At 46.0% G+C, this 23,269-nt stretch carries 17 protein-coding genes and 3 pseudogenes; 12 read left to right on the top strand and 8 right to left on the bottom strand.

The window, feature by feature from the left end:
• Positions 1-248: 248 nt before the first annotated feature.
• From PAV_RS01465 to PAV_RS01455, 3 genes and pseudogenes are all read right to left on the bottom strand, one after another.
• Positions 249-1,904, bottom strand: coding sequence for an ABC transporter permease (locus tag PAV_RS01465; protein ID WP_005542989.1), 1,656 nt, complete (start codon positions 1,902-1,904; stop codon positions 249-251).
• Positions 1,901-3,006 (bottom strand): annotated as a pseudogene (locus PAV_RS01460) (ABC transporter ATP-binding protein). Before PAV_RS01460 ends, PAV_RS01465 begins: the two are co-directional and overlap by 4 nt.
• A 107-nt stretch (positions 3,007-3,113) precedes the next feature.
• On the bottom strand, positions 3,114-4,133 hold the full coding sequence (locus PAV_RS01455; protein WP_005542986.1) for an ABC transporter substrate-binding protein: 1,020 nt from the start codon (positions 4,131-4,133) through the stop codon (positions 3,114-3,116).
• A 236-nt stretch (positions 4,134-4,369) separates the two neighbouring features.
• Between PAV_RS01455 and PAV_RS01450 the strand changes: the two genes are divergently transcribed.
• Complete coding sequence (locus PAV_RS01450) at positions 4,370-4,561, top strand: hypothetical protein (RefSeq protein WP_005542985.1); 192 nt, start codon at positions 4,370-4,372, stop codon at positions 4,559-4,561.
• Positions 4,562-4,675: 114 nt separating this feature from the next.
• Here PAV_RS01450 and PAV_RS34375 read toward each other — a convergent pair whose 3' ends face one another.
• The 3 genes from PAV_RS34375 to PAV_RS32055 are packed head-to-tail and all read right to left on the bottom strand — an operon-like array spanning position 4,676 to position 6,221.
• The gene (locus PAV_RS34375) at positions 4,676-4,948 is read right to left on the bottom strand and encodes a hypothetical protein (RefSeq protein ID WP_157266537.1); all 273 of its coding nucleotides are present in this window, start codon (positions 4,946-4,948) and stop codon (positions 4,676-4,678) included.
• Entirely contained in the window at positions 4,866-5,711 is an 846-nt protein-coding gene (locus tag PAV_RS32060; protein WP_005542984.1) for a hypothetical protein, read from the bottom strand. The genes PAV_RS34375 and PAV_RS32060 overlap by 83 nt, the downstream gene beginning before the upstream one ends.
• A gap of 33 nt (positions 5,712-5,744) precedes the next feature.
• A complete protein-coding gene (locus PAV_RS32055) occupies positions 5,745-6,221 on the bottom strand; it encodes a helix-turn-helix domain-containing protein (RefSeq protein WP_005542983.1) in 477 nt (158 codons plus the stop codon).
• 355 nt (positions 6,222-6,576) lie between these two features.
• Here PAV_RS32055 and PAV_RS01435 point away from each other — a divergent pair, with 355 nt between their 5' ends.
• The 5 genes and pseudogenes from PAV_RS01435 (at position 6,577) to PAV_RS01410 (ending at position 12,040) form a co-directional block, all read left to right on the top strand.
• Positions 6,577-7,542 (top strand): AraC family transcriptional regulator, encoded by a 966-nt coding sequence (locus PAV_RS01435; protein WP_005542982.1) that lies wholly within the window; start codon positions 6,577-6,579, stop codon positions 7,540-7,542.
• A complete protein-coding gene (locus PAV_RS01430; protein WP_005542981.1) occupies positions 7,542-8,420 on the top strand; it encodes a phosphotransferase family protein in 879 nt (292 codons plus the stop codon). The genes PAV_RS01435 and PAV_RS01430 overlap by 1 nt, the downstream gene beginning before the upstream one ends.
• Positions 8,421-8,513: 93 nt before the next feature.
• Positions 8,514-9,074, top strand: coding sequence for a GNAT family N-acetyltransferase (locus tag PAV_RS01425; RefSeq protein WP_005542980.1), 561 nt, complete (start codon positions 8,514-8,516; stop codon positions 9,072-9,074).
• Positions 9,075-9,230: 156 nt separating this feature from the next.
• Positions 9,231-10,085, top strand: a complete 855-nt coding sequence (locus tag PAV_RS01420; protein WP_040734846.1) for a hypothetical protein — start codon at positions 9,231-9,233, stop codon at positions 10,083-10,085.
• 570 nt (positions 10,086-10,655) lie between these two features.
• Positions 10,656-12,040: pseudogene (locus tag PAV_RS01410) on the top strand (amino acid permease).
• 232 nt (positions 12,041-12,272) lie between these two features.
• Here the strand turns inward: PAV_RS01410 and PAV_RS01405 are convergent.
• Positions 12,273-13,615: pseudogene (locus tag PAV_RS01405) on the bottom strand (tryptophanase).
• Between the two features lie 210 nt (positions 13,616-13,825).
• Positions 13,826-15,106, bottom strand: a complete 1,281-nt coding sequence (locus PAV_RS01400; RefSeq protein ID WP_005542977.1) for a hypothetical protein — start codon at positions 15,104-15,106, stop codon at positions 13,826-13,828.
• A gap of 207 nt (positions 15,107-15,313) precedes the next feature.
• Between PAV_RS01400 and PAV_RS01395 the strand changes: the two genes are divergently transcribed.
• The 6 genes from PAV_RS01395 (at position 15,314) to PAV_RS01370 (ending at position 23,254) form a co-directional block, all read left to right on the top strand.
• Positions 15,314-16,957, top strand: coding sequence for a glycoside hydrolase family 19 protein (locus PAV_RS01395; protein WP_005542976.1), 1,644 nt, complete (start codon positions 15,314-15,316; stop codon positions 16,955-16,957).
• Between the two features lie 422 nt (positions 16,958-17,379).
• Complete coding sequence (locus tag PAV_RS01390; RefSeq protein ID WP_005542975.1) at positions 17,380-18,762, top strand: S41 family peptidase; 1,383 nt, start codon at positions 17,380-17,382, stop codon at positions 18,760-18,762.
• Between the two features lie 184 nt (positions 18,763-18,946).
• On the top strand, positions 18,947-19,426 hold the full coding sequence (locus PAV_RS01385; RefSeq protein ID WP_005542974.1) for a GNAT family N-acetyltransferase: 480 nt from the start codon (positions 18,947-18,949) through the stop codon (positions 19,424-19,426).
• Positions 19,427-19,566: 140 nt separating this feature from the next.
• Positions 19,567-21,246, top strand: coding sequence for an extracellular solute-binding protein (locus tag PAV_RS01380; RefSeq protein ID WP_005542972.1), 1,680 nt, complete (start codon positions 19,567-19,569; stop codon positions 21,244-21,246).
• Between the two features lie 204 nt (positions 21,247-21,450).
• Positions 21,451-22,356 carry an ABC transporter permease gene (locus tag PAV_RS01375; protein WP_005542970.1) on the top strand — a complete coding sequence of 302 codons (906 nt, stop codon included), beginning with the start codon at positions 21,451-21,453 and terminating at the stop codon, positions 22,354-22,356.
• A gap of 19 nt (positions 22,357-22,375) precedes the next feature.
• A complete protein-coding gene (locus PAV_RS01370) occupies positions 22,376-23,254 on the top strand; it encodes a carbohydrate ABC transporter permease (RefSeq protein ID WP_005542969.1) in 879 nt (292 codons plus the stop codon).
• Positions 23,255-23,269 lie beyond the last annotated feature (15 nt).

Below are 23,269 nucleotides of genomic sequence, written 5' to 3'. Positions count from 1 at the left end.
CAAAAATTTCGGTTTTCAGCACCGAGAAGGTTGCGGGAACTCGAAGCTTATACTTTCGTAGCGAATTTTGCGTCGCAAAACTTGTAAGGAGCAGCGGAATGTAGATGAGGCTGCATGAGCAGCTACAATGTTTCCGCAGGAAACATGCTTCGAAAGCAAACGCTGTTCGAGAGTGAACCCAAGATTCGATGCCGAGTTCCTTCCTGTGTTACTTCGTGATCAAAGACGGACTTTTTGAACTTTCTCTCTTATAGGGAGACTTCTTTTTGTCCAGATAGCTTCAGGAAGACGAGCAGCGAGATGACTGTAATGACCGTCAGAATCGTAGATAGTGCTGCCGCCACGCCATAGTTGCCGCGAATAACCTCGGTATAAATGGCAACCGTAACGGTTTTCGTTTTGCCTGTATACAAGATGATCGAGGTACTTAATTCAGTAATGATTGTAATCCAGCTTAGAATTGCACCGGAGACGACGCCCGTGAGCATCATCGGCAGCGTAATTTTGAAGAATGTCTTCATCTGGGAAGCGCCCAAGCTGATTGCGGCTTCTTCAATACCGCCGTTAATTTGATGCAAAATGGCTGCACTGGAGCGAATCGTATAAGGCAAACGCCGGATGACGAACGAGATAATCATAATGAATGCGGTTCCGCTTAGTGCCAGCGGCTTGTCGTTGAACGTAATCAGCAAAGCGATACCTAAGATGGAGCCTGGAACGATGTATGGGAACATCGTGAAAATATCGAGCGTGTTCGTTAATGCATTCTTTCTGCGAACCGTTACGTAAGCAATCAGAATCGCAAGCAGGATAATAACGACGAGCGACACGATAGCTAGGATGAACGTGTTCGTAATGACACTGCCGATATTGTTGAAGGCATTCTGATAGCTTTGCAGCGAGAAGCCGTCAACGAAGACGCGGCCGTTCGATTTCAGGAATGACGTATAGATAACGTACAATTGCGGCAGCAGCGCGATTAACGTATACAGATAGATGACAGCATGTGCCGCGATATTGCCAATGCCTTTTTTCTGCTTCGCTTCAATTGGGTGCAAAGCACTCATCGTAAAGGACTTGCGATTGGCGATGAACTTTTGCAAAAGGAAGACTGCCGTTGCGAACAATACAACGATTACACTGATTGCGGCAGCAAAGCCGTCGTCGCCGCCGACCTCACTGATGAACTCGGTAAAGATCAGGACAGGAACGGTCTTGAAGCCTTCACCGATCAGCATCGGCGTACCGAAGTCGGCCAGTGCGCGCATGAATACGAGCAGCCCGCCTGCGAGCAATGTAGGTGTGATAAGCGGGAGCAGTACCTTGCGCATCTTGTTGATGCCCTTATAGCCCATGCTCTCTGCCGCTTCCATAAGCGATTGGTCAACATTTTTGAGTGCCCCGGACACGTACATGAAGATGAGAGGCACCATTTGCAGGGTCAAAACAACTAAAATGCCGGTAAATCCATATATGTCAGGCATTTGGAAGCCAAATGTATTGCTGACGAATTTGGTAATGACGCCGTTTCTTCCGAGTAGAAGAATCCAAGAGTAAGCACCGATGAACGGGGCCGACATGGACGAAAGCAGGATCAAAATCCGAATAGTCGAGTTCCCTTTAATTTTCACGGTAGCCATAATATAAGCTAGTGGTGTTGCGATGAGCGCCGCAAGGGCGGTTACGCAGACAGTAACTTTAATACTGTTGAATAGTGCATTGGTGTAATACGGCTTGCTGAAAAACTTTACGAAGTAGGCGAGTGAGAAGTCGCCTGTTGTACCGTTGAAAAAGCTTTTGAACAGCATCGTAAACAAAGGCAATGCCAGAAACAGCATGTAGAAAGCAAATATCAGGAACGAAATGTTAGTCCAGACGTCAAATCGTTTGCGCGTCCCCCTCATAGCTGACCGCCCCTTGTATAGTTCAATTCACCTGCAGCATCGTACACGTTGATTTTGTCCTTTTTCACCTTCAAATGAATGACTTGGCCAGGATCGAGAATCTGTGTTGTCTTTGATTCCTGCGTAATTTCCACGCGCTGACCGGATTCCAAATCGACGAAGTAATGCGTGTTCTGTCCCAAAAAGACGCTGTGCACGATGGTCGCCTTCATGCCAGTTTGATCCTCAGTCATGACGAATTCCTCTGGGCGAACCGAGATTTTGACGTTCAGCTCATTTTGCTGTGTTGAAGCTGGAAGCTGAATGTTAGGAAGCTCCTCTGCATAGCCGGAACCGAAATTCACTTTATAGCTGCCGCCTTGACGCGTTAAGCTGCCTTCGATAATGTTCGTGCGTCCGATGAACGTAGCAACGAACACGTTGGCTGGGCGTTGATAGATTTCCTGCGGCGTTCCCAAATGCTGAATGACGCCTGATTTCATAACCGCGATGCGATCGGATACGGCCATGGCCTCTTCCTGATCGTGTGTTACATACACCGTTGTAATGCCGACTTCGCGTTGAATGTCCTTAATTGCGTTCCGCATATCGACGCGCAGCTTCGCATCGAGGTTGGACAGTGGTTCGTCCATGAGCAGAACATCCGGACGGATGACGATTGCCCGGGCAAGTGCGACACGCTGCTGCTGGCCGCCGGACAGGTTCTTCGGCATGCGATCTTTATATTGCTCAATTTGCACGACCTTGAGGATTTCTTCGACTTTGTCGTTGATTTCGGTTTTGGACAGCTTCCGGTTCTCCAGCCCGAACGCGATATTTCCTTTAACAGTAAGGTGAGGGAAGATCGCATAGCTTTGGAACACCATCCCGATGTTTCGCTTGCCTGGTTCAACCTGATTAATAACGCGCTCATTGAAGTTGATTGTTCCGCCTTCAATGCTGTTGAAGCCGGCAATCATGCGCAGAAGTGTCGTTTTGCCGCACCCGGAAGGTCCAAGAAGAGTAAAAAATTCACCTTTCTTGATCTCCAGGGACAACTCTGGAATGACGGTTGTGTCGCCGTATTTTTGACTAGGTCTTTGATTTTTATTGTCACGCTCATTGTTGTTGTCACCTAACCTTTTTATAGGTAGTCAAAAAGTCCGATTAATCAAAAGTGGTGCTGAAAACCGGACTTTTTGACACGCATATTTTGATTTTGAAAACCGATTATTTGCTTGTGAATACAGAGATGTAGCGCTCTACGATTTCGGATTTATGCGCACTTACGTAGTCTGTATCTTCGTCGATCATGTTGATCTTGTCGAGTGGCGTCATGTAATCGCCGAGCTGCGTATCCTTGCGAAGCGGACGGTTCGTCAATTGTGTGCCGAATGCGTCTTGTGCTTCCTTGGACAGGATGAAGTCGATGAATTTCTTCGCATTTTCCATATGCGGTGCGTCTTTAATAATGGCGGATGCCGCATCCAAGAATACTGCGCCTTCCTTCGGATACACGACTTCTACTGGTGCACCGTTTCTCACATACGTGCTAGAAGGATCTTCGTAGGTTAAGCCAACAATATACTCGCCGTCCGCGACACTCTTATGAACTGCACCGGAACCGCTTGCAATTTTGCCGTCGAGGTTCTCAATCAGCTTGCCGACATAATCCCAGCCCTTTTGATTTTCATAGTCGCCGCCCATTGCTTTCAGCATGTTCGTAAGCTGAGCAAAGGCGGAGCTGGAGCTTGCCGGGTCAGCGGATGCGATTTTGCCCTTCAGCTTCGGATTGAGCAAATCTTCATAGCCCTCAATTTTGATATCGCCGATCAAGTTCTTGTTCACGAGCAGCACGCTGCCGTCAGAAACAAACGGAGTTGCGAAGCCTGTCTTATTGCGATGGCCTTCAATCAGGTTCGCATCTTCTGGAGATACGTAAGGCTCATACAGGTCGGCATGCTCGCGGTAGCCCGCCATGGAGCCGCCGAACATAACGTCTGCGTACGGATTTTTCTTTTCAGACTGTAAGCGCTTAACGATTTCGCCTGTGCCAGCCGTTACAAGCTCAACGGTAATGCCTGTTTTCTTTTCGAACATGGGAATGATCGTCTTGATGATTTCTTCGCTGTTCGGACTGTAAATGACCAATTTATTGGATGAACCCGAATCCGATTCGCTACCTCCACAACCGCTAAGCACTCCGACAAACAGCATGCAAGCCGCTAGCATCAAAGAAAGCCTTTTCATTTGTTTATTCCCCCTTAAGCAATGTTCATTGCGTTGTGTCTCCATTGTAGCAAGTATGGTATCGTTTTCAGAATCCCATAATCCGCAAACATCGTCTAAAATTCGCAAGTGAATTTTGGACGATGTTTGCGATAGAGTTTCTGGGGTTGTAAGGATGGCAGAGTAGAACAAGTCATGCATTTAAAAAATCTAAAAAAGCAATTCATACTTAAAATTCCTATAGTGGAGGTGTACTTGTGAAAAAAGTGTTCAATTTTGGCGATTTGCCTCTTGAAAGTACTCCCTCTACCTATCTTGATGGAATACTGGCTTGTATTAATATGAGGGTTGCAAATAATTGTGGGTCTAGGGTTTACGGTACTGTAGAGCCAACACAAATAGTTAAATATGAGCATCCTAATAAAATAAAAGATCCTCTTAATGTTTAGATTCTAATTAGATTTTTATAGAAATAGAGAACTCTATTAAGAGAAGGATGAAAAAAAGCGACCCTTGAACTCAAGAGTCGCTTTCCTGTATTGCCTTGAATCTATACACCTTTACTATACTTCTACATCGCTGCTTGATGGGCTCCATCCCGTACCGATGTTGCTCACTTGCCACCCTGTGCCAATATTGCTCTTCGGTGACCAGCCTGTTCCGATATTGCTCAACAGATAGTCGGCTTCCGCATCATTGCTTGTTTTGGACCACCCCGTGCCAATGTTGCTGATCTGCCAACCTGAGTCGGCATTATCCGAACTCGTTGCCAAAGACGGAACGGTAGAACCGAACAAGAAAAGAGCCATAGACATCGTGATTAATACTTTTTTCATTTGAATCCACCTCATTTAATAGGATGTTGGTAAATCGATCCCTCTGCTCCATTGATGCATCCTTCTCATGCTCTTGAAAGGTGAGTACAGCCATCCCGACATACGACATATTTTTGAGTCTAAGGGCTAATTCCAATGTTAGGGCATTGTAGTCAAACCCGAATTCGTGCTGCGATGTTTTGAAATAGTATTGTGCCAGCACTTGTGAAAGGCGTAATTTGTGCTTCACGTGGAAAGGGTCTTTTCTGGATAATAAATCGTCGACGTGATTGTTGTATTTCTCGAGGAATCGGGCTGCGTCTTGGAACAGGCTGTTACTGACATAGCTTTCTAGTGCAACAGGCAAAACAATCAGAAACTGGTGATCCTTTAAGAGGCTCATGAGCTCTTCAATTGGCTCGGTTTGCTTCATTTCAATGTATATATAACGCTCATTCAGCTTGGAGAGCCACGCGTAATGATCACCATAAACGGCATATTGCTGAGTGACTTGCAGTGCGCCTTCAAAGTTTTTCATTCCCATTAATGCGACAGACTCGTACAACCAGCTCTCGGCAATGTAATCATCTTGTCCTTCCTCAAACGCAATCGCACGCAGTTCCTTGGCATACTGGAGCAGCTTTGCCCAATTTTCCATGACATTGTAGTAAGTAAGAATGCGATAATAGGCATCGAGCCTCAGGGAATCAGGCAGAATAGGCAAGTATTCAATCAGTTGGCATAAGGCTTCGTTGCCTGCTCCGCTCGGATCCAAGTCTCTCAAAATGAGAAATCTTCTGTAGTAGGAGATGGCTATTTACTCGCTGCGGCTGTATCCATTGCGGACGATGATGTCGTAGAAAGGGAGTGAGTAGTTGCGTTTGGGTGACTGGAAAATGCGTTCGGCGATTTTGAAGGCGACGTCGATCAGTTTGGAACGATTGGTTTCTTCATAGAGGAGTTGTACCAGTTGTTTGACTAGGTCATACTTTTCAACTTCAATACAATGGAGGATAAAATCGCTTGTCTTATCTGGCCGCAATCGGCCCAGTTCGTTGCAGCATTCTCCTATGAATTCTTCATAGTAGGCATGTGCCGGTAAACCAAATGCTTGATTGATGGCATGGAGCTGAGGCAGCATAAGAGACTGCTTGTTGTTGAAAATATAACTGATGGTTGAGCTGTCTATGCCGGATGCCTCTGCTAACTCCTTCTGTTTCCACCCCCTTATGTTCAATTCATCTTGTAACCTGTGGCGGAGTTCCATCGGAGCTACATGAAGATTATTTGTCATGTCGTGTCCTCCTTATATAGTAATTCAGCACAACAATCCGAAATCCTTCCTGAATTGACAGAAAATTTACATTTCTTGTTGTTTTTAGTATAGGCGAAGATGAGGAAAATAGCGAATTGACATCCGGTTGAATTAAGATACTTTTTTGTCGAATTTTGAAAAAGTTGCGACATGTAAGAGGAGTCGTTGGAGTCATAGAAATTAGGCGTTATAATTCAATCTAAGATAAAATTCTTCTTCATTCTCAGGGGACAATCAAGTTAGCCTTCTATATGATTTACCGGTAAAAAATCTACTGAAAATAGATGTCCTATTAGTAAGCAAAACTACTTTTTAGATAAAGGAACCCATTCCCATGCACAATGACTATCAAACTAGAATCGAGAACGTCATTTCCTACATCCAAGAAAACAGCCACCAGAAGCTCAGTCTCGATCAGCTTGCTGGGGTTGCGAGCTTTTCCAAATATCATTTTGCGAGAATCTTTGCGGCACATGTCGGCATAACGCCTATGGCATTTGTGAATCAGGAGCGCTTGCGTAAGGCGGCACACTTATTGGCTGAAACAGATCACACGGTACTGGACATATCTAACCTGTGCGGCTTCGAGTCGATATCCACCTTCAATGCTGTCTTCAAAAAGTACTATGGAAGCGCGCCGAGCGCGGTTAGGAGCCAACTGCGAGATACGCTTCAGCAACCAATCCGGGAAAATCGCAATTTATCGGCAGAACATAGCAAGAAGCGTGAAGAGTTATCTACTACCTTTGACTACAATAGAAAGCGCAGACATCCATTACTGCGGAAAGCGTGGGATAACATGATTGCGATCAAGGAGCTCCCAGACGTTGAAGTGGCGTATGTACGGCATGTCGGGAGTTATGTGGATACTCGCGGTGCATGGGACAAGCTAGGCAGTTGGGTACAAGAACAGGGGCTTGTCGCAAGCGAATTCTCGTCCATTGGTGTATCGTTAGACGATGGAAATGAAGTCGAGGAGTACGCCTGCCGTTATGATGCATGCGTGACGCTGCCACTGGGATTCGCCAAGCAGGAACATAAAGACATCTTATATGGGGCCCTGCCTGGAGGCATGTATGCAGTCTATCCGTACTACGATACCGTTGCTAATTTCGTTCTCGCTTACGAAACGATGTTCCGACTCTGGCTGCCAAGCAGCGGTTATGAGGCCGATGACCGGCCTTGTCTTGAATTTTGCTTGAACGATCCTAAGCAGGATGAGGAAGGCAAGTGTAGAGTAGATTTGCATATCCCGATTCGAAAAAGGGAAGAGGCGGCATATGCGGAAGGAGCGGTATGATGAAAAACAAGCTATACGAGCACGATATTACAGCAATAGCGTGGCAGGACAAGCATGAGCTTCTTGAACGCATTTTGCAACAGGCGGGTACGATTGCGATAACTCCCTTGATGCAAGGCATGGAAGCAGAGGCTGTTAAAGTTGCAACCGATGCAGACCGCTATGTGTTGAAAATATGGAGCAGAGATTCCAAACCGGATATACGATTGCAGTATCAGGTGATGAACATGCTTCATGAACGAGGTATCTCCGTATCGAAGCCGATTGGATGGGGGATCAACGCAAGTGGCCACAGTGTGCTCTTGACTACCTTTGACGGCGATCCGCTGCGAGATGGCAACGCTCATACCATGAGGGAGATTGCGAATTTATTAGACCACATACATCGCATTTCTCCAGAAGAAATAGATAGGCATACACGGCTTCCACGATACAATTTTCGCGATTATTTTTTCCCAGGTATGCATGAGTACCCAGACCTGTATCCTCTACTAGAGCAATTGGTAGAGCTGGCCTCGCCTACGCATAAAAGGATCATCCACGGTGATTTTCATCTTGGAAATATCGTAGAGCAGCAGGGTCGATTAACGGTCATTGACTGGACCAATGTGCAGCTAGGGGATCCGAGATATGATTTCGCATGGTCGCTCACGCTGCAGCAGTTCTATATTCCAGAGCATTTTGCAGAAGTGTTCCGTGATACTTATGTAGCAATGAATGAAATTCAACGAGAAGAACTTGAGGTATTTCAAGCGCTGGCTTGCCTAAGATGGATGCTGCTGTATCGCAATGGGGGCGTTCCAATGGGGGCTGATACCCTAGAGAGGGTGCGGCGGTTGCTGACAAGCAATCCACATCTGCATGGGGTAACAATCTAAAAGGCTGAAAAGATTGGAACAGGGCGGTCAAAGCAGCGATGTTGCGATCATGCGGCTAATACGCTTAAGCTGAGAATATGGAGCGGTGATACGATGAACCTGGACACAGTGTTTGGGCAATTTCCGATGCTGAAGTCAGATATGCTTATCTTGAAGAAGATTGAAGAGAATCATCTGGATGGGGTCTATGAGATTTACAGCAATGATACCGTCTTTGCATATTGCGGCATTATCCCGAAGCATAACCGAGCGACCGTCAAAAGCATGATCGGGCACTTTGAGAGAGACTTCAAGAAGAGGTCGCGAATCAAATGGGGGATTTTCCCCAATGAGGACAGCGAACGATTGGTAGGCATCATGGAAGCGTTCGATTTCAATCAGAAGGTGAATATGGTGACGATCGGGTACTTTTTAGCGGAATCGGAGTGGGGACAAGGCATTGCTGCGGAAGCGACGCGCATCGTTGTGAAATTCTTGCTCGTAGAAGTGGGTGTAAACCGAATTCAAGCCGAGGTCATGCCTGCAAATGAACGTTCGAAGCGGGTGCTGCTTAAAAATGGGTTCATCAAGGAAGGGACGCTGCGGCAAGCATCGCTCTGGTCGGGAAAAGGAATAGTAGATTTAGAGATATACGGTTTGTTAAAAGAAGAGTGAACACCAATAATTTACAATTTTATTGAAAATAAGTAATTTACAAAGTTTTAGGTTTGATCTATGATTTCATTAGAAATGGATAAAACTAACATAAGAGAGCTTGATAAACTCCATTTTGTTTTCATGAAAAACATTCATGTAATGGAGGGATTGGGTATGAAAAAGAAAATGTTCACGGTATTTCTCGCGTTTTTGGTGTTCGCCGCTGTTCCGTTTACGGCATTCGCATCAGGTGCGATGGTGGAGAGAATTACGAACAGTGCCGGCTATAAAGCCGCACAAACGTGGTTTAAGATGCCAGATTCCATGTATGTTGCACCAGATACCTACCCGTCGGTATTTTGGACATTCGATACGGTCGCACCGAATGGCACTTATTATAACTTGGATTTCGGATTGCAATATGCGAACGGAGGATGGAGATTTCAATACTTCGGGGGAGCTTCCCAAGGCGGCGTAGCACGATCTGGCACAGCCTTCAATACTTGGTCAAGCTCATATGGCTCGAATTCTTGCCCGATCGGCAGTCCTTGCGCTAGCACTACATACGGTCATAGTCCGACTGTGCTAAGCTATCAGCCTGGCCAAACGATCCGCTTGGACGTCAATTTCGTGACACTGTATGGCGCTAATGCAGGAGCGGGCGTGCAGGTTGATATCTATAATGCCTCGAACAGCTTGTTGGCCCAGGCCGTCATCCCGATCGAGCAGGGATTTAAAGACGGAGCCGAAACCAAGGGAGCAAGATTCAATCGGCAATTCAATATGGTAACGACTGCTCATCACCCCGATCAATACAAGAACAATGGCTCGTATGCATATAACGCAAAATTTTTGGACGCTTCCCTTGTGACGACGTCCGGAAGCTGGGTGAGCATGACTCAATATAATAGTTCTGCGATTGTGAAATTTGAAGGCTTCGACTCCATGAGCACGGATGGGAAAATATTTCATTGGTCAGAGCTTGTGAGTGGCTATGTCCACGATAATATTGGATACAGCTTCAGGTAATGTTCTTCGTACAATTGAATATCGTTACTAAACAAAAGGGTTCGAGTCTCAGCACTCGAACCCTTAAAATATTTGTGGTTACCAGAAACATGCCGTGTGATGTAAGGGGGTTTCCTTCTGTTCTTCCTTCAAATATTCACCCACTCAGCCTACGGCATATTTTGTTGTTGCGAGACATTGTGTAGGGGGCTCCACAAAATCCCCGCCCATTCCAAAATACTATATAGGTCTTAAGAACTAAATGAAATTATATCACAATGTAATAGGTATCAAAGGTAATGAATGCATAAAAATTGATAATATTGGATATTGATTAACAAGTTTGTTCTGCTAGGGAATACATGAAGGCTTGGTTTCCTCTCCTGCAGTACAAAATCGAATCGTTGTTTTTCAAGGAAGATTTATTGGCTAAGTTAGCAAAAATTACCTATACCTTGGTGTTCGATAGACGTGTTAAAATCGTTCTTAACCTAAACAAAGATAGCATAGAAATTGGTATGGGATGTAAATGTTATCAATTGCGGGCTGATTGCGTTTGCTTTTGCGTACCAAAGCATAGGGGGAATAATATTGAATAAGCTTTTCCGAAAGAAGTCATTGAGCCTCATGCTTGCGCAGAGCGAGAAAAAAGAGTTGGCACGGGCGATGTCTTTGATCGATTTGATTTTTCTTGGCGTAGGCTGCGTGATTGGGACGGGGATTTTCGTCGTTACGGGCGTCGTAGCGGCAGAATCTTCGGGACCGGCGATCATGCTGTCATTTGTTATCGCAGGTATTGCTTGCGCGCTTGCAGCATTTTGCTATGCGGAGTTCTCCTCGGCAGTGCCAGTCTCGGGAAGCGTATATACATTTACGTATGCAACATTGGGAGAATTGCTAGCTTTCCTTATTGGTTGGGATCTCATGCTCGAATATGTAATTGCGGTTTCCGCAGTCGCTACGGGATGGTCTGCATACTTTCAATCTCTGCTTGCGGGCTTTAACCTGCCGATTCCAGACATTATATCCTCTGCTCCGAGTATGGGAAAAGGAGGCCTTATTGATTTGCCGGCGGTTCTCATCATTTTGGCGATCACGGCGCTTGTCAGTAAAGGCGTTAAGGAAAGCATTAAGTTCAACACGGTCATGGTGTTCGTGAAATTAGCTATTATTTTGCTGTTTATCTTTGTCGGGATATGGTATGTAAAGCCTGATAACTGGACGCCGTTCATGCCTTTTGGATTTAGTGGTGTGATGACGGGGGCGGCTACCGTGTTTTTCGCCTATATTGGGTTCGATATCATTGCTACGGCATCGGAAGAAGTGAAAAACCCAAAAGAGCGTTGCCAATCGGGATCATCGCATCTCTGCTCATTTGTACGATTTTATATATTACGGTATCCGGGGTGTTGACCGGGATGATTCCATTTACCAAGCTTAATGTCGGTGCGCCGGTTGCATTAGCATTGGAATCCGTAGGGCAGAACTCGATAGCGGGGATTATATCAATCGGGGCGGTATTTGGCATTACGACCGTAATCCTCGCCATGATTTATGCACAAGTCCGCTTATCGTACGCCATGAGCCGTGACGGCTTGTTGCCGAAAATGTTCTCGCAAGTGAATGCCAAGACCAAAACTCCAATCGGCAACACATGGTTAACCGGATTTGTTGCCGCAGGCATTGCAGGCTTTATTGATCTAACCACGCTCGCACATTTAGTGAATATGGGGACATTGGCTGCGTTTACGTTAATCTCCGTCGCAATCATCGTCTTGCGCAAGAAGTTTCCTGAATTACAGGCTTCATTCCGCGTTCCGTTTGTGCCCGTGCTTCCAGTCATTAGTGCGATGCTTTGCCTTTACCTTGCAGTCAGCTTGCCGTACATGACATGGATCTCCTTTGCGATATGGATTGGCTTCGGCACAATCGTATACTTTATGTATTCACGCAAACGCAGTAACCTGAATCAATAAAATGAGCTTTTTCATATTTGAAAACAAGGGGGTGTCCCAAGTCTTTTTAGACTTTTGGGACATCCCCTACTTCATTACCGATATCCATGTAGAATAGCTGCTGAACCCTCCGGACGAGAGGGCTCGCGCTCCTCATCCTGCATCAGCGTACTGACGTAAGGCAGACGGCGACCCGTTTAACAGATGGTGGCATTTCGATGTCACCGTCGCGGTTCAGGATGGACAACATATGTCAGCGGGACGGAGCACCGATCTTGACTGGTCGAAGGCGCGCAGTGAAATGCCGCAATATCGGCGGTTCGTATGTAAATTCTAGCCCTGTCAGTGTTCTTGCCCGATCCTTGATTGCAATCAAGGCATCCGCAATGACATCCATATGGTTATTCGTATAGACACGGCGCGGAATCGTCAAGCGCAGCAATTCAAGCTTGCTCTCCAACTGCTCACCGGTCGCAGCGTCACGTCCCAGCAGAAAAGAACCGATCTCGACCCCCCGTATTCCTGCTTCAAGGTATAGCTCATTCGCCAGCACCTGGGCCGGGAATTGCGCCGCAGGAATATGCGGCAGCATCTTCTTCGCATCTACGAAGACGGCATGGCCACCCGTTGGCGTCTGGTACGGGATTCCGCCTTCCTCAAGACGACTGCCGAGATATTCGATTTGGCCGATGCGATAAGCAAGATACTGCTCGTCTATGCCTTCGCGCAGCCCGCGGGCAAGAGCTTCCATATCACGGCCTGTCAAGCCGCCGTAGGTCGGAAAGCCCTCCATCGGCACCGCCATCGAACGCGCTTGCGTAAATAACGTCTCATCCTCTTTAAAGGCCAGCAAGCCGCCGATATTGACAAGCCCATCCTTCTTAGCGCTCATCGTGAACCCTTCGCCATAAGAGAACATTTCACGGACGATATCAATAATATCTTTATCTTCATAGCCTTGCTCGCGCTTCTTGATAAAGTATGCATTTTCGGCATAGCGCGCGGCATCAAAAAAACGCGAATCCCGTTCTGCTTTGCAATGGCGGATACCTCACGGATATTTTCCATGGATACGGGCTGGCCGCCGGCACTGTTGTTCGTCACGGTAATAAGAATAAATGCAATATTTTCTGTTCCTTTTTCGACGAGCGTATGGCGCAGCTTATCCACATCGAAGTTTCCTTTGAACGGGTAAGGCGTTGTCGTATCATAGGCTTGTTCGGTAACAAGATCAACTGCAATCCCCCCGGCCAGATCGACATGCGCACGCGTTGTATCGAAATGCCAATTGCTCAGGACATACTGCCCTTTTTGAATAAGCAGAGGAAACAGCACCTTCTCGGCGCCCCGCCCCTGATGCATGGGAATGACATGCTGATAGCCTGTAATCTGTTGCACTGCATCGCACAGATGATAATAGTTGCGGCTGCCCGCGTACGACTCGTCGCCCAGCATCAGGCCCGCCCATTGGTTGTCGCTCATCGCGCTTGTACCGCTGTCGGTCAACAGATCGATGTACACTTCATCCCCGCGCAGCAGAAATGGATTATAACCCGCCCGTTCAAGCGCCTTTTCCCGTTCTTCCCGTGAGATCATGCTCAACGGCTCCACCATTTTGATTTTAAAAGGCTCTGCGAATCGCGCCATTCCAACACCCCCGTTATTCATTGAAAAATTTTCATTCAAAGGTACAGCTTGAAAGCCTTCACATATATCCAATATTTTGAAATCAATTTCATTATACTGGGAAAATTTAACGGTTTCAATCAAAAGGATACGGCACGATTCGGGCGGAGTGTTCGCTGATTATATGCTGTTTAACTCCATAATCTCACCATTTGCAGCATTCACAGCGTAAGCACAGTCTAATTTTCCGCATAATATATATTTCTTCTGTTCAGGATGATACACATATACCGGCGTTAATTCGATGAGGCTCTTTTCCTTCAGCATTTCATAGACCTCATCTCGACTGATGATGACCTTACCAGCCCCCTGGAACTCGTCGAACATGTGGAGAAAAGGCAGATTGTCCACTGCATTTACAACTACATAACGCTGCGCATCAATGAACAGAACCAGCTTGCGCTGGAACACGCACTTATTCGGTTTCTTAACCCGCAATACCGCTTGAATATATCCCCTGTGGCGATGCAGCGTCTTAAGCACCCATTGGCCGGAGTCGTTCGGGTATAATTGGCTCATTCCTGCAATAACCGCCGCGATCGATTTCTCTTGTTCATCTTCCGTAATTGGAAAAGAATCGGGATGCGGTTCACGCGCAATCGCTTGTTCAAGAGTGACCGTCTCCTGCCACTCGATGTCCGCTTTTTCATAATGATGCGTGCTTGTTTGTTCCCACTCGATAACCTTATCCATATTCAGCTTCGAACCCGGATGGATAATGAATTCAAACGGAATGATAGTGGCTCCGTCGTTCGTCATATAGATCTCTTCGATCCCGTAGAGCGGAATAAGCCGCTGTTCTTCATACACTGGATATTCGAGCAGCTTCAGTTGCTGTTTGGCTAGGGGATCGACTTGTTCGAGGGATAATGTGAAAGCCTCTTTCTGAATGGTTGACTTGGAGGCGTATAGTCCGTACCTCGAATACTGCACGAGCCTTCCGTCTTCATCAAAGTGAATCTCGATTTGCCCGGAGGGGGATACCGGAACCCCGTTCACGCACTCGTGAAATCGATATTGGTTATTCTGTTCCTGAGTGAGCCGGAACTGCTTGTCGTACACAAGTCCGGTATCCCGTTCGATCCACTTAATGACCTCGTCCAAGCCGATGTTCGGGTAAGTCGGGCTGTTCGCATAGGATTTCCCTTGTACGAAGATGACGCTCGTATACTGCCGGGAAGCAAGGTCGTATTGAATGACGGCCGTACCCTCGGGATTCAATCCTTCTTCTACGGACTCCCTCATCTGTAGCGGCGGATACCATTCCATGCTGAGGCTGTAAACCGTCTCATAGAATAGATTGACTTCCCGATAAAACTCGTGAGTATGTAATTGGTAATCCTCTAATCCGAAGGTGTGCTGCGTTGCATCTATGATCTCCTGAATATTAATCTCATCCATATGGTTAGTTCCTCCATGAAGAGTTCTTCATTGCTTTTATCGTATCATTTCCAGCATGGCAGATCGAGTATTCGTTAGGGGGATAGCGCTATAGGCGTGCAATAGTATCAAGATTCGACATAGGATTGGTTCGCTGTACCTATTGAGCGCGGGAGATGCAATTTCCTATACTAGAATCGTTACCAGTAACTGAATAGGAGGCGTATAATGAATCGCAACTTTCCGTTCTCGCACAAGCTTTTGCTTAAAAGTTTAAGCGTTGTTCTTGGTGCAGCCATTGTTGCGTCTGTGCCAATGGGTACCTTGTCTACAGTTCATGCGGCAAACAACACGAATTCCTCTCAGGCACAAGCATGGCAGACCAACAAGGCCTACTCTGCCAGAGATATTGTATCTTATCAGGGCAAGATTTATGAAGCAAAGTGGTGGTCCTACAATAACAGACCTGATGCGAAAGCGACGAATGAATGGGATACGCCATGGAAATTATTCAAAGACAACACCGAAGATACTACACCTCCAACTGCTCCAACGAATCTCGAATCAACTGAGCAATCCTCCACCTTTATTACAATTACTTGGACAGCTTCAACTGACAATGCAGGCATTTCCCATTATGATGTTCTCCGCAATGGCGTTAAAGTTGGCAGCACAATCGCTAAAATATTTTCAGACTATGAATTGGAAGCGGATACAGGCTATCAATACGTCATACGCGTCGTGGATACATCGGGCAACTATACAGACAGTTCTGCGATAAGCGCAGCAACGAAGGGCGGCCCAGCCATTGATATTGGTGTAGGAGAAAGTCGAGTGCTGACCGATGCCCAGATCAATCAGTTGTGGAATGGCATAATTCCGTCCTTTCTGCCGGATGCGGCTGCAGCTTCAGTTCAAGCAGCACTTCCTAAGGCGGAGTATGAGTCCACGTTCCCGCTGCGCTACGGTACGCCGGAATGGGATGCCAAAGCAAAAGGAAACCACTACTATAAGCCAAATCAAACCGACTATTATTCCTATGATAATCTCCTATCCGCTGTACGCGAGATTGCCAATATCAAATACAAGGAAGTCATGCGCGAGGGCTATCCGAATGTGAAGCAAATTTATCGCTTGGACAAGCAGGCCAAGACGGAAACGCTGCTCTTTCAAGCTCCTGATTTCAATGATACAAGCCATGCCAGCTTACCGAAGCTGACGCGGATCGTTGATTTCGGCAGTTTCCTGAATGAAGGAAGCGACAATAATCGCAAGCGTGAGCTTGCCGGGTTCTTAGCGAATATTGCTCATGAGACAGGCGGAGGATGGGCTACGGCACCGGGCGGCGAGCTGCGCTGGGCACTGTTTTTCAATGAAGAGCTGGGCTTCGTGAATACGGATAAGATCGGCTATGTAGATGAGAACAATCTGTTCTGGAAGCCGGTTCCGGGCAAATCCTATCATGGACGCGGCCCGATTCAGCTCAGTTGGAACTATAACTATGGATTAATTAGTAGCATCGTATACCGTGATCCTAGTGTTCTATTGAACGATCCGGACAAAATTACGGCTGACGGGAAGCTGGGCTTTATCACAGCACTGCTCTTCTGGATGACACCACAGGATCCGAAGCCTTCCAATCATGACATTATGACGGGGCAGTGGACGCCTACGGCAGAACAGCTGGCGAAGGGTCTCGTTCCGGGCTTTGGTGCGACCATTATGGTGATCAACGGCGGTCAAGAAGCGAATTTGCCGGAAACGGCCGACCCGGTACGCCGCCGTGTAGCGCATTACCGTGACTTGACGACACGCATGGGAGCGAATATTGATGGCGAGAAGCTGGATACAGCGGGCATGCAGCCGTTTTAACCTTGCGTAATAGAAAGCCTTGCTTACGAGAATTTTGTCCAACGGGTTCGATTCGAAAGAGGTTTCTAGCAGGTCTCCACATTATAATAAGGAATCTGCAGAAGAGGTTGGAGTTGTGTAGAGCGGTTCTTGTCGAGGGATTCGAGGGCATACGTGAAATAAAAAATGCGAAATTGAATAATTAGAAATGACAGTATGGCTGTATCAAGTTCACGGCTCAAGCGTATGCTTGGGCTATTTTTGTCGTTACGATGGCTTGTATTTCAGATAAATCCCAAATAATACAAATAAAAAATCCGCTTGTATGCTATATTGTTGTTATTGTGTTTTCCTTATATAACCAGATAAAGAGTGGGTGCGGACAAGCAACTGCATATAATGAATAACTCGTTAATAGACGAATGCAAGGGGAACGATATCAAATGAAAATTCGATTAGTAGGGTTTCTGTTATTTATTTTCATTATCGGGATTGTCATTGTTACGGCACTAACGTGGAATGATAGAGTTACTGAAAAAGCGATTAGTAAGAAGCAACTTCACGAATCTGCGGTTCTAACGAAGGAACAGCAAACAGCGATAAAAGATATCGAATTTTTGTATAACAAAATTGCGGACACCCATCCTGCCGCCGTGAATGGAGTATCTGAGGAACTGAAGGCCCAGTACGAACAAGTATTGAAGGAAATTAAAGAAAAGAAAGATCAGATATATCGCAGAGATATTTACTTCTGGGGGCAATCCGTTATTGCTCATCTGCATGATGCAAATTCAGGTCTTGCAGTCAGTTCAAGCTTTCGAAAGCGAAAGATTCCCATTTTATATAAATGGTATGAGAATGGGGTGTATATATACTATAGTAATGAGGGAGATTTGAAGGCTGGAGATGAGATTATTGCTATTGGCAACAGGACAATCGAAGAGTTGGCTCAAGACCTTAGCAAATATATCTCTAGTGATAATAAGATGTTTTTGCTCGCTAAGCTGGAGATGTCAAGCATATTGGCTGAAGAAGTGTATTTGGAGAAGTTAGGTTTAATTGAAAATAAAGATTATGTTGTATATACCATTGTGAGAGATGGGGAAAAGCTGCAGCAGACGGTTAAGTTACAGGTGAAGCCTATATCAGTGGGATATCCCTCAAATTATTCCCAACACATAGATAAGGACAAAAACATAGCTCTATTTAAAATGAATGTGTTGAAGTCAGATGATGTGTATGACGCTGAATTAAAAAAGTTCTTCTCTTCGGCTAAGCACAATCAAATTGACAATGTCGTGCTAGACCTCCGTTATAATTTCGGTGGTGAGAATGTGAGTGCTATCGTCGAGAAACTGCTCCAATATATGAATGTGCGGCACTATCAATCCTTTGCAGAAACGCGTAACTCGAAAGAGGCGGTCAGTAGAGGGGAAAAAGAAGGAATGGCAGAAAGAATACGTTCAACAACAAAGAACAATAATGCTCATAATGAGCTAGTATTTGAAGGGAAACTATATGTACTTACTTCTAAATATACAAATGGCGGAGCATCATTGATGACGGCGATTTTGCAAGACAATAAGATTGGACAAGTGATTGGAGAAATGCCTGGAGGAAATGCGAATGCATACGTTGCTTCCGTAAAATTCGATCTGCCAAACAGTAAATATTCAATGTACTTGTCAAGTAAACAACTCGAGAGACCGGATTCTTCCAAAGGAGCAGCACTTATCCCTGATTATGTGGTACCTTCAACCTTCAACAAAACAAAACATGTGGATGAGCAGCTCGCCTTTGTCGAACAACTCGTGAACAAGAAATAATGCGTATACCTGTCCCCAGCGCTTCAGCCGTCTGGGGATTTTGATTAGGCGGCAACGGTCGCAGAGAGTCAAGAAGTAAATAACCGTTACTAGGAGATTCGTGCTTCCGCCTATTGATCCTGTCAGGTACAATAAGTGAATTATGGAATTAGCAGCGTTTACCATCTAAGGGGGAGGATTGATCATGAATATACGTCCAGCCGTGGTGCAGGAAGTACATCAACTAAGCGAGCTAGCCTATGAATCAAAGGCATATTGGGGCTATAGCGAAGCGTTCATGGAAGCTTGTCGAGAAGATTTGACGATTACAGAGGAGCAGCTTGCTTCCGCTCATTTTTTCGTCATTGAGGAAGCGGGGCATATTCAAGGATTCATTGGCTTGGAACAGAATGCGCTTCAACAGGACAAGGGCTTGGTAACCGACTTGTTCATTCATCCGAATGCAATAGGCCAAGGGTATGGACAAGCACTGTGGCACCACATGATCGCTGCGGCACAGAAGCTTGGGATACAGACGCTGCTTGTACATAGCGATCCGAATGCGGAGCTTTTTTATATGCGGATGGGGGCAAGAAGAATTGGCGAAATCGCGTCTACAGTATTCCCGGGCCGACAACTGCCCTTATTGGAAATCAGACTGGAGAGCCCTGCGCAGGAAATGTAAGCACAGCACTAACAGCACGTGACCATGGGGATTCACCACAACAGGTGTATATAGAAGTAAAGACCAGTATATAGAATGCCTTTTGAACGATATCTACAATTAGAAATGGGTCTTTATTACACATATTAGGAGGGTCAGACGTGAAAAGAGTGCGGAATATGTTATTGGTACTTACGCTCATCTTGAGTCTCGTCGCAACGGCTTGCACAAGCAAGCCCGCAGAAACACCACAACCTACATCAGATAAGCCAGCAGAGAACACAACAGCAGAGAAATCAGCGGAATCACCAGAACATACAGTTATTGAAGCATCCACTGTTCGTGCAAAGGATCCCTATTTGAAGTTTGACGCAGGGGAAACGTACGATAAGAATGCTGTATACGATGCATATGAGAAAGATGTTGGCGTTAAAATTACGAATAAATGGGTTGTTGACGGAGTCGTAAGCGGCCCGCAGTTCCAAGAGAAGCTCAAGATGGCGATTGCGACTGACGATCTGCCTGACTTCTTCCCAGCTACACCAGCCCAACTGCAGCAACTCATAGAGGCAGATATGATTCAAGATTTGACTGAAGTGTATGATAAATACGCAACAGATGAAACAAAAGAATTTTTGATGCGCGATGGCGGTCTTCAGATGAAGTCCGGAACATTCGATGGCAAGCTGATGGGGATTCCAGAGTCGGGAAGTGCTTTTGTTCCGCAATTCGTATGGGTGCGTGCGGACTGGCTGAAGAAGCTGAACCTGCCTGAGCCGAAAACGATGCAAGACCTGATTAAAATTATGGAAACGTTTGCAGAAAAGGATCCCGGCGGTACCGGCAAATCCTATGGCCTTGCATTAAATAAGAAATTTGATGATGGCGCTCTTGGTCTCATCGGCTTCCTGAATGGATACCATGCCTACTTGAAGCAATGGATTGATGACGGCAAAGGCGGTTTAATGTACAGTGATATCCAGCCGGAAATGAAGGAAGCACTTCGCTCACTGCAGGATATGTTCAAGAAGGGTCTGATCGATCCAGAATTTGCAGTTAAGGATATGATGAAGGCTTCTGAAATGATCTTCAATAACCAAATTGGCGTACTCTATGGTGCAGAATGGACTCCGGCTCATTTGGCTCAAGGTGCGATCAAGGACGGCAAGATTGTTCAGGACTGGAAAGTATATCGTCTTCCTTCCATTGACGGTACAGAAGCGTCCACGCAAATTGAGCTGGGTACAGAAAAATATAACGTTGTCTCGAAGAAAGCGAAGCATCCGGAGGCAATGATTAAGCTGTTGAACCAATGGATCGCAGTTGATAACCATCCAACGGAAGAGCAGAAGGTATATGAATACGGCAAGAGCATGAAAGAGAGCGGCAATAACTATTGGCAGCTCAGCCCGGTTATGGCCTTCAATCAAGCGAACGACAACGGCTCTGTATTGCCTAAAGCAATTGAGACGAAGGATGAGAGTCTGCTGAAGACAAAAGATCAAAAAACGCGCTATGCCCGCGCAATGAAATATGTGAAAGGCGAAGATATTTCGATGTGGTGGGAAATGCTGATTTCCGGTCCAAATGGAGCAGTATCTAACGTGCCATATTTAAAAGAGCATAACTTGTTCCATCGGAACAAATTCTACGGCGCTCCAACGCCTACGATGGTCGAAAGGCAAGAGCTCTTGCTGCGCAAGCGTGACGAAGTCTTTATGAAGATCATTATGAACCAAGCACCTATCGACGAATTCGACAAATTTGTGGAAGATTGGAAGAAGCTTGGCGGAGATGATATGACGAAGGAAGTAAACGAGTGGTACGCAGCGAATAAATGATGATCAGGGGATCGGGACTTGTTCCGGTCTCCTTTTTTTCGTTAATCCGCAAAGGAAAGAGATTCGAAGCTCAACAGTTGTATATAGAAGTAAAGACCAGTATATGGAATGGTGTTAGATCTATATCTACAATGAAAGTAGTTCTTTATTCATATATAGGGCATGCCCTTCTTTTTAAATTTACTACAAGTAGGTGGAGCAGAAATGAATCGATTGTCTCGGATGTGGAAGCGCGAATGGCCGCTGCATGTAATGCTCGTTCCCGCACTGATTTTCATTATTGTATTCAGCTATATTCCGATGGTAGGCATCCTAATGGCGTTCCAGAAGTATATCCCGACGAAGGGACTGCTGGGATCTCCGTTCGTGGGCTGGAAGAACTTTAAGTTCCTGCTGGATTACCCGGATATCGGCCGTATCTTCTTCAATACGGTTTACATCGCGGTCATGAAGATTCTTGCCGGATTGGTCGTGCCGATTACGATTGCGATTCTATTGAACGAATTGCGAAAAGAGTGGGTAAAGCGTACATTCCAAACGTTGGTTTACTTGCCGCACTTTTTATCTTGGGTTCTGCTCAGCGGCATCGTTATTGATGTGCTCTCTCCTTCAACAGGAATTGTGAATCATTTTCTCGGCTTATTCGGGGTGAAGCCTATCTTCTTCCTCGGAGACAACAGTTGGTTCCCATATGTCATGGTCGCTACGGACGTATGGAAGGAATTCGGCTTCGGCACAATCATTTATTTGGCGGCGCTTACAGGCATTAATCCAGTGCTGTATGAAGCTGCGGAAATTGACGGGGCCGGACGCTGGAAGCAAACTCTGAATGTAACCTTGCCGGGCATGCTGCCGATTATCTTGCTGATGCTTACGCTCAGCATCGGGAACGTGCTGAATGCCGGATTCGATCAGATCTTCAACCTGTACAACCCGCAAGTATACGAGAGCGGAGATATTATTGATACATTCGTATATCGAATGGGTGTCGTAGAGTCGCAATATGGCTTCGCTACAGCCGTTGGACTGCTGAAGTCAGCCGTATCCTTCATCTTAATATCTGTATCGTATGTGATGGCCTATCGCTTTGCCAATTACCGCATATTCTAGTCAAGGAGGACGAATTGTTATGAAAAAGTCGTTAGGCCGACGAATCTTCTTAGGCTGCAACTATGTATTTCTAACTTTCATTTCGGTATTATGTCTGCTGCCGCTTGTTCATATATTAGCCGTGTCCTTCAGTTCAGGGTCAGCGGCTTCTGCAGGCAAGGTCATGCTCTGGCCGGTGGAATTCACGACTGCAGCGTATCAGAACGTATTCGGCAAGCCAGAATACTTGCGCGCCTTCTGGGTTACAATTGAGCGCTCCGTACTGGGTACAGCCTTCAGCATGTTTTTGACGATCATGACCGCATACCCGTTATCGAAAGAGACATCGCAGTTCCGTATGCGAACCGTATATGTATGGATATTCGTATTCACGATTCTATTCAATGGCGGCTTGATTCCATGGTACATGACTGTGAAAGCGGTCGGGATTGTGGACACGATTTGGGCCTTGATACTGCCGAATGCAGTTCAAGTATTCAATATTATTTTGCTGCTTAACTTCTATCGCAACTTGCCGAAGGAATTGGAGGAATCTTCGAAGATTGACGGAGCGGGACATTTCACAACCTTGTGGAAAATATATGCGCCCTTATCTATTCCGGCACTGGCAACGACAGGACTCTTTACGGTTGTCTGGCATTGGAATAGCTGGTTCGACGGCATGCTGCTAATGAGCCATCCCGAGAAATATCCGCTGCAAACGTTCTTGCAGTCCATCATCATTAAGATGGATTTGCGTTACCTGAAGCCAGAGGAAATTGAACTTATGCAGAAGCTGTCGGACCGCACGAGTAAGGCTGCGCAAATCTTTGTTGCAGCATTCCCAATCTTAATTATATATCCATTTTTACAGCGATTCTTCATTAAAGGAATTGTGATGGGGAGTGTCAAAGAATAGATAGTAGCCGAATCC

The sequence above is a fragment of the Paenibacillus alvei DSM 29 genome, assembly GCF_000293805.1.
In the GTDB taxonomy this organism is placed as follows: Bacteria; Bacillota; Bacilli; order Paenibacillales; family Paenibacillaceae; genus Paenibacillus_B; species Paenibacillus_B alvei.
The sequence above is the reverse complement of the archived record's forward strand: the minus strand, read 5'-3'. Positions and strand labels throughout refer to the sequence as shown.

What these genes read in the sequence shown, in the direction of transcription:
- PAV_RS01465 (WP_005542989.1), bottom strand. Translation starts at nt 1,904, where the DNA reads ATGAGGGGGACGCGCAAACGATTTGACGTCTGGACTAACATTTCGTTC.
- PAV_RS01455 (WP_005542986.1), bottom strand. Translation starts at nt 4,133, where the DNA reads ATGAAAAGGCTTTCTTTGATGCTAGCGGCTTGCATGCTGTTTGTCGGA.
- PAV_RS34375 (WP_157266537.1), bottom strand. Translation starts at nt 4,948, where the DNA reads ATGAAAAAAGTATTAATCACGATGTCTATGGCTCTTTTCTTGTTCGGT.
- PAV_RS32055 (WP_005542983.1), bottom strand. Translation starts at nt 6,221, where the DNA reads ATGACAAATAATCTTCATGTAGCTCCGATGGAACTCCGCCACAGGTTA.
- PAV_RS01435 (WP_005542982.1), top strand. Translation starts at nt 6,577, where the DNA reads ATGCACAATGACTATCAAACTAGAATCGAGAACGTCATTTCCTACATC.
- PAV_RS01430 (WP_005542981.1), top strand. Translation starts at nt 7,542, where the DNA reads ATGAAAAACAAGCTATACGAGCACGATATTACAGCAATAGCGTGGCAG.
- PAV_RS01425 (WP_005542980.1), top strand. Translation starts at nt 8,514, where the DNA reads ATGAACCTGGACACAGTGTTTGGGCAATTTCCGATGCTGAAGTCAGAT.
- PAV_RS01420 (WP_040734846.1), top strand. Translation starts at nt 9,231, where the DNA reads ATGAAAAAGAAAATGTTCACGGTATTTCTCGCGTTTTTGGTGTTCGCC.
- PAV_RS01400 (WP_005542977.1), bottom strand. Translation starts at nt 15,106, where the DNA reads ATGGATGAGATTAATATTCAGGAGATCATAGATGCAACGCAGCACACC.
- PAV_RS01395 (WP_005542976.1), top strand. Translation starts at nt 15,314, where the DNA reads ATGAATCGCAACTTTCCGTTCTCGCACAAGCTTTTGCTTAAAAGTTTA.
- PAV_RS01390 (WP_005542975.1), top strand. Translation starts at nt 17,380, where the DNA reads ATGAAAATTCGATTAGTAGGGTTTCTGTTATTTATTTTCATTATCGGG.
- PAV_RS01385 (WP_005542974.1), top strand. Translation starts at nt 18,947, where the DNA reads ATGAATATACGTCCAGCCGTGGTGCAGGAAGTACATCAACTAAGCGAG.
- PAV_RS01375 (WP_005542970.1), top strand. Translation starts at nt 21,451, where the DNA reads ATGAATCGATTGTCTCGGATGTGGAAGCGCGAATGGCCGCTGCATGTA.
- PAV_RS01370 (WP_005542969.1), top strand. Translation starts at nt 22,376, where the DNA reads ATGAAAAAGTCGTTAGGCCGACGAATCTTCTTAGGCTGCAACTATGTA.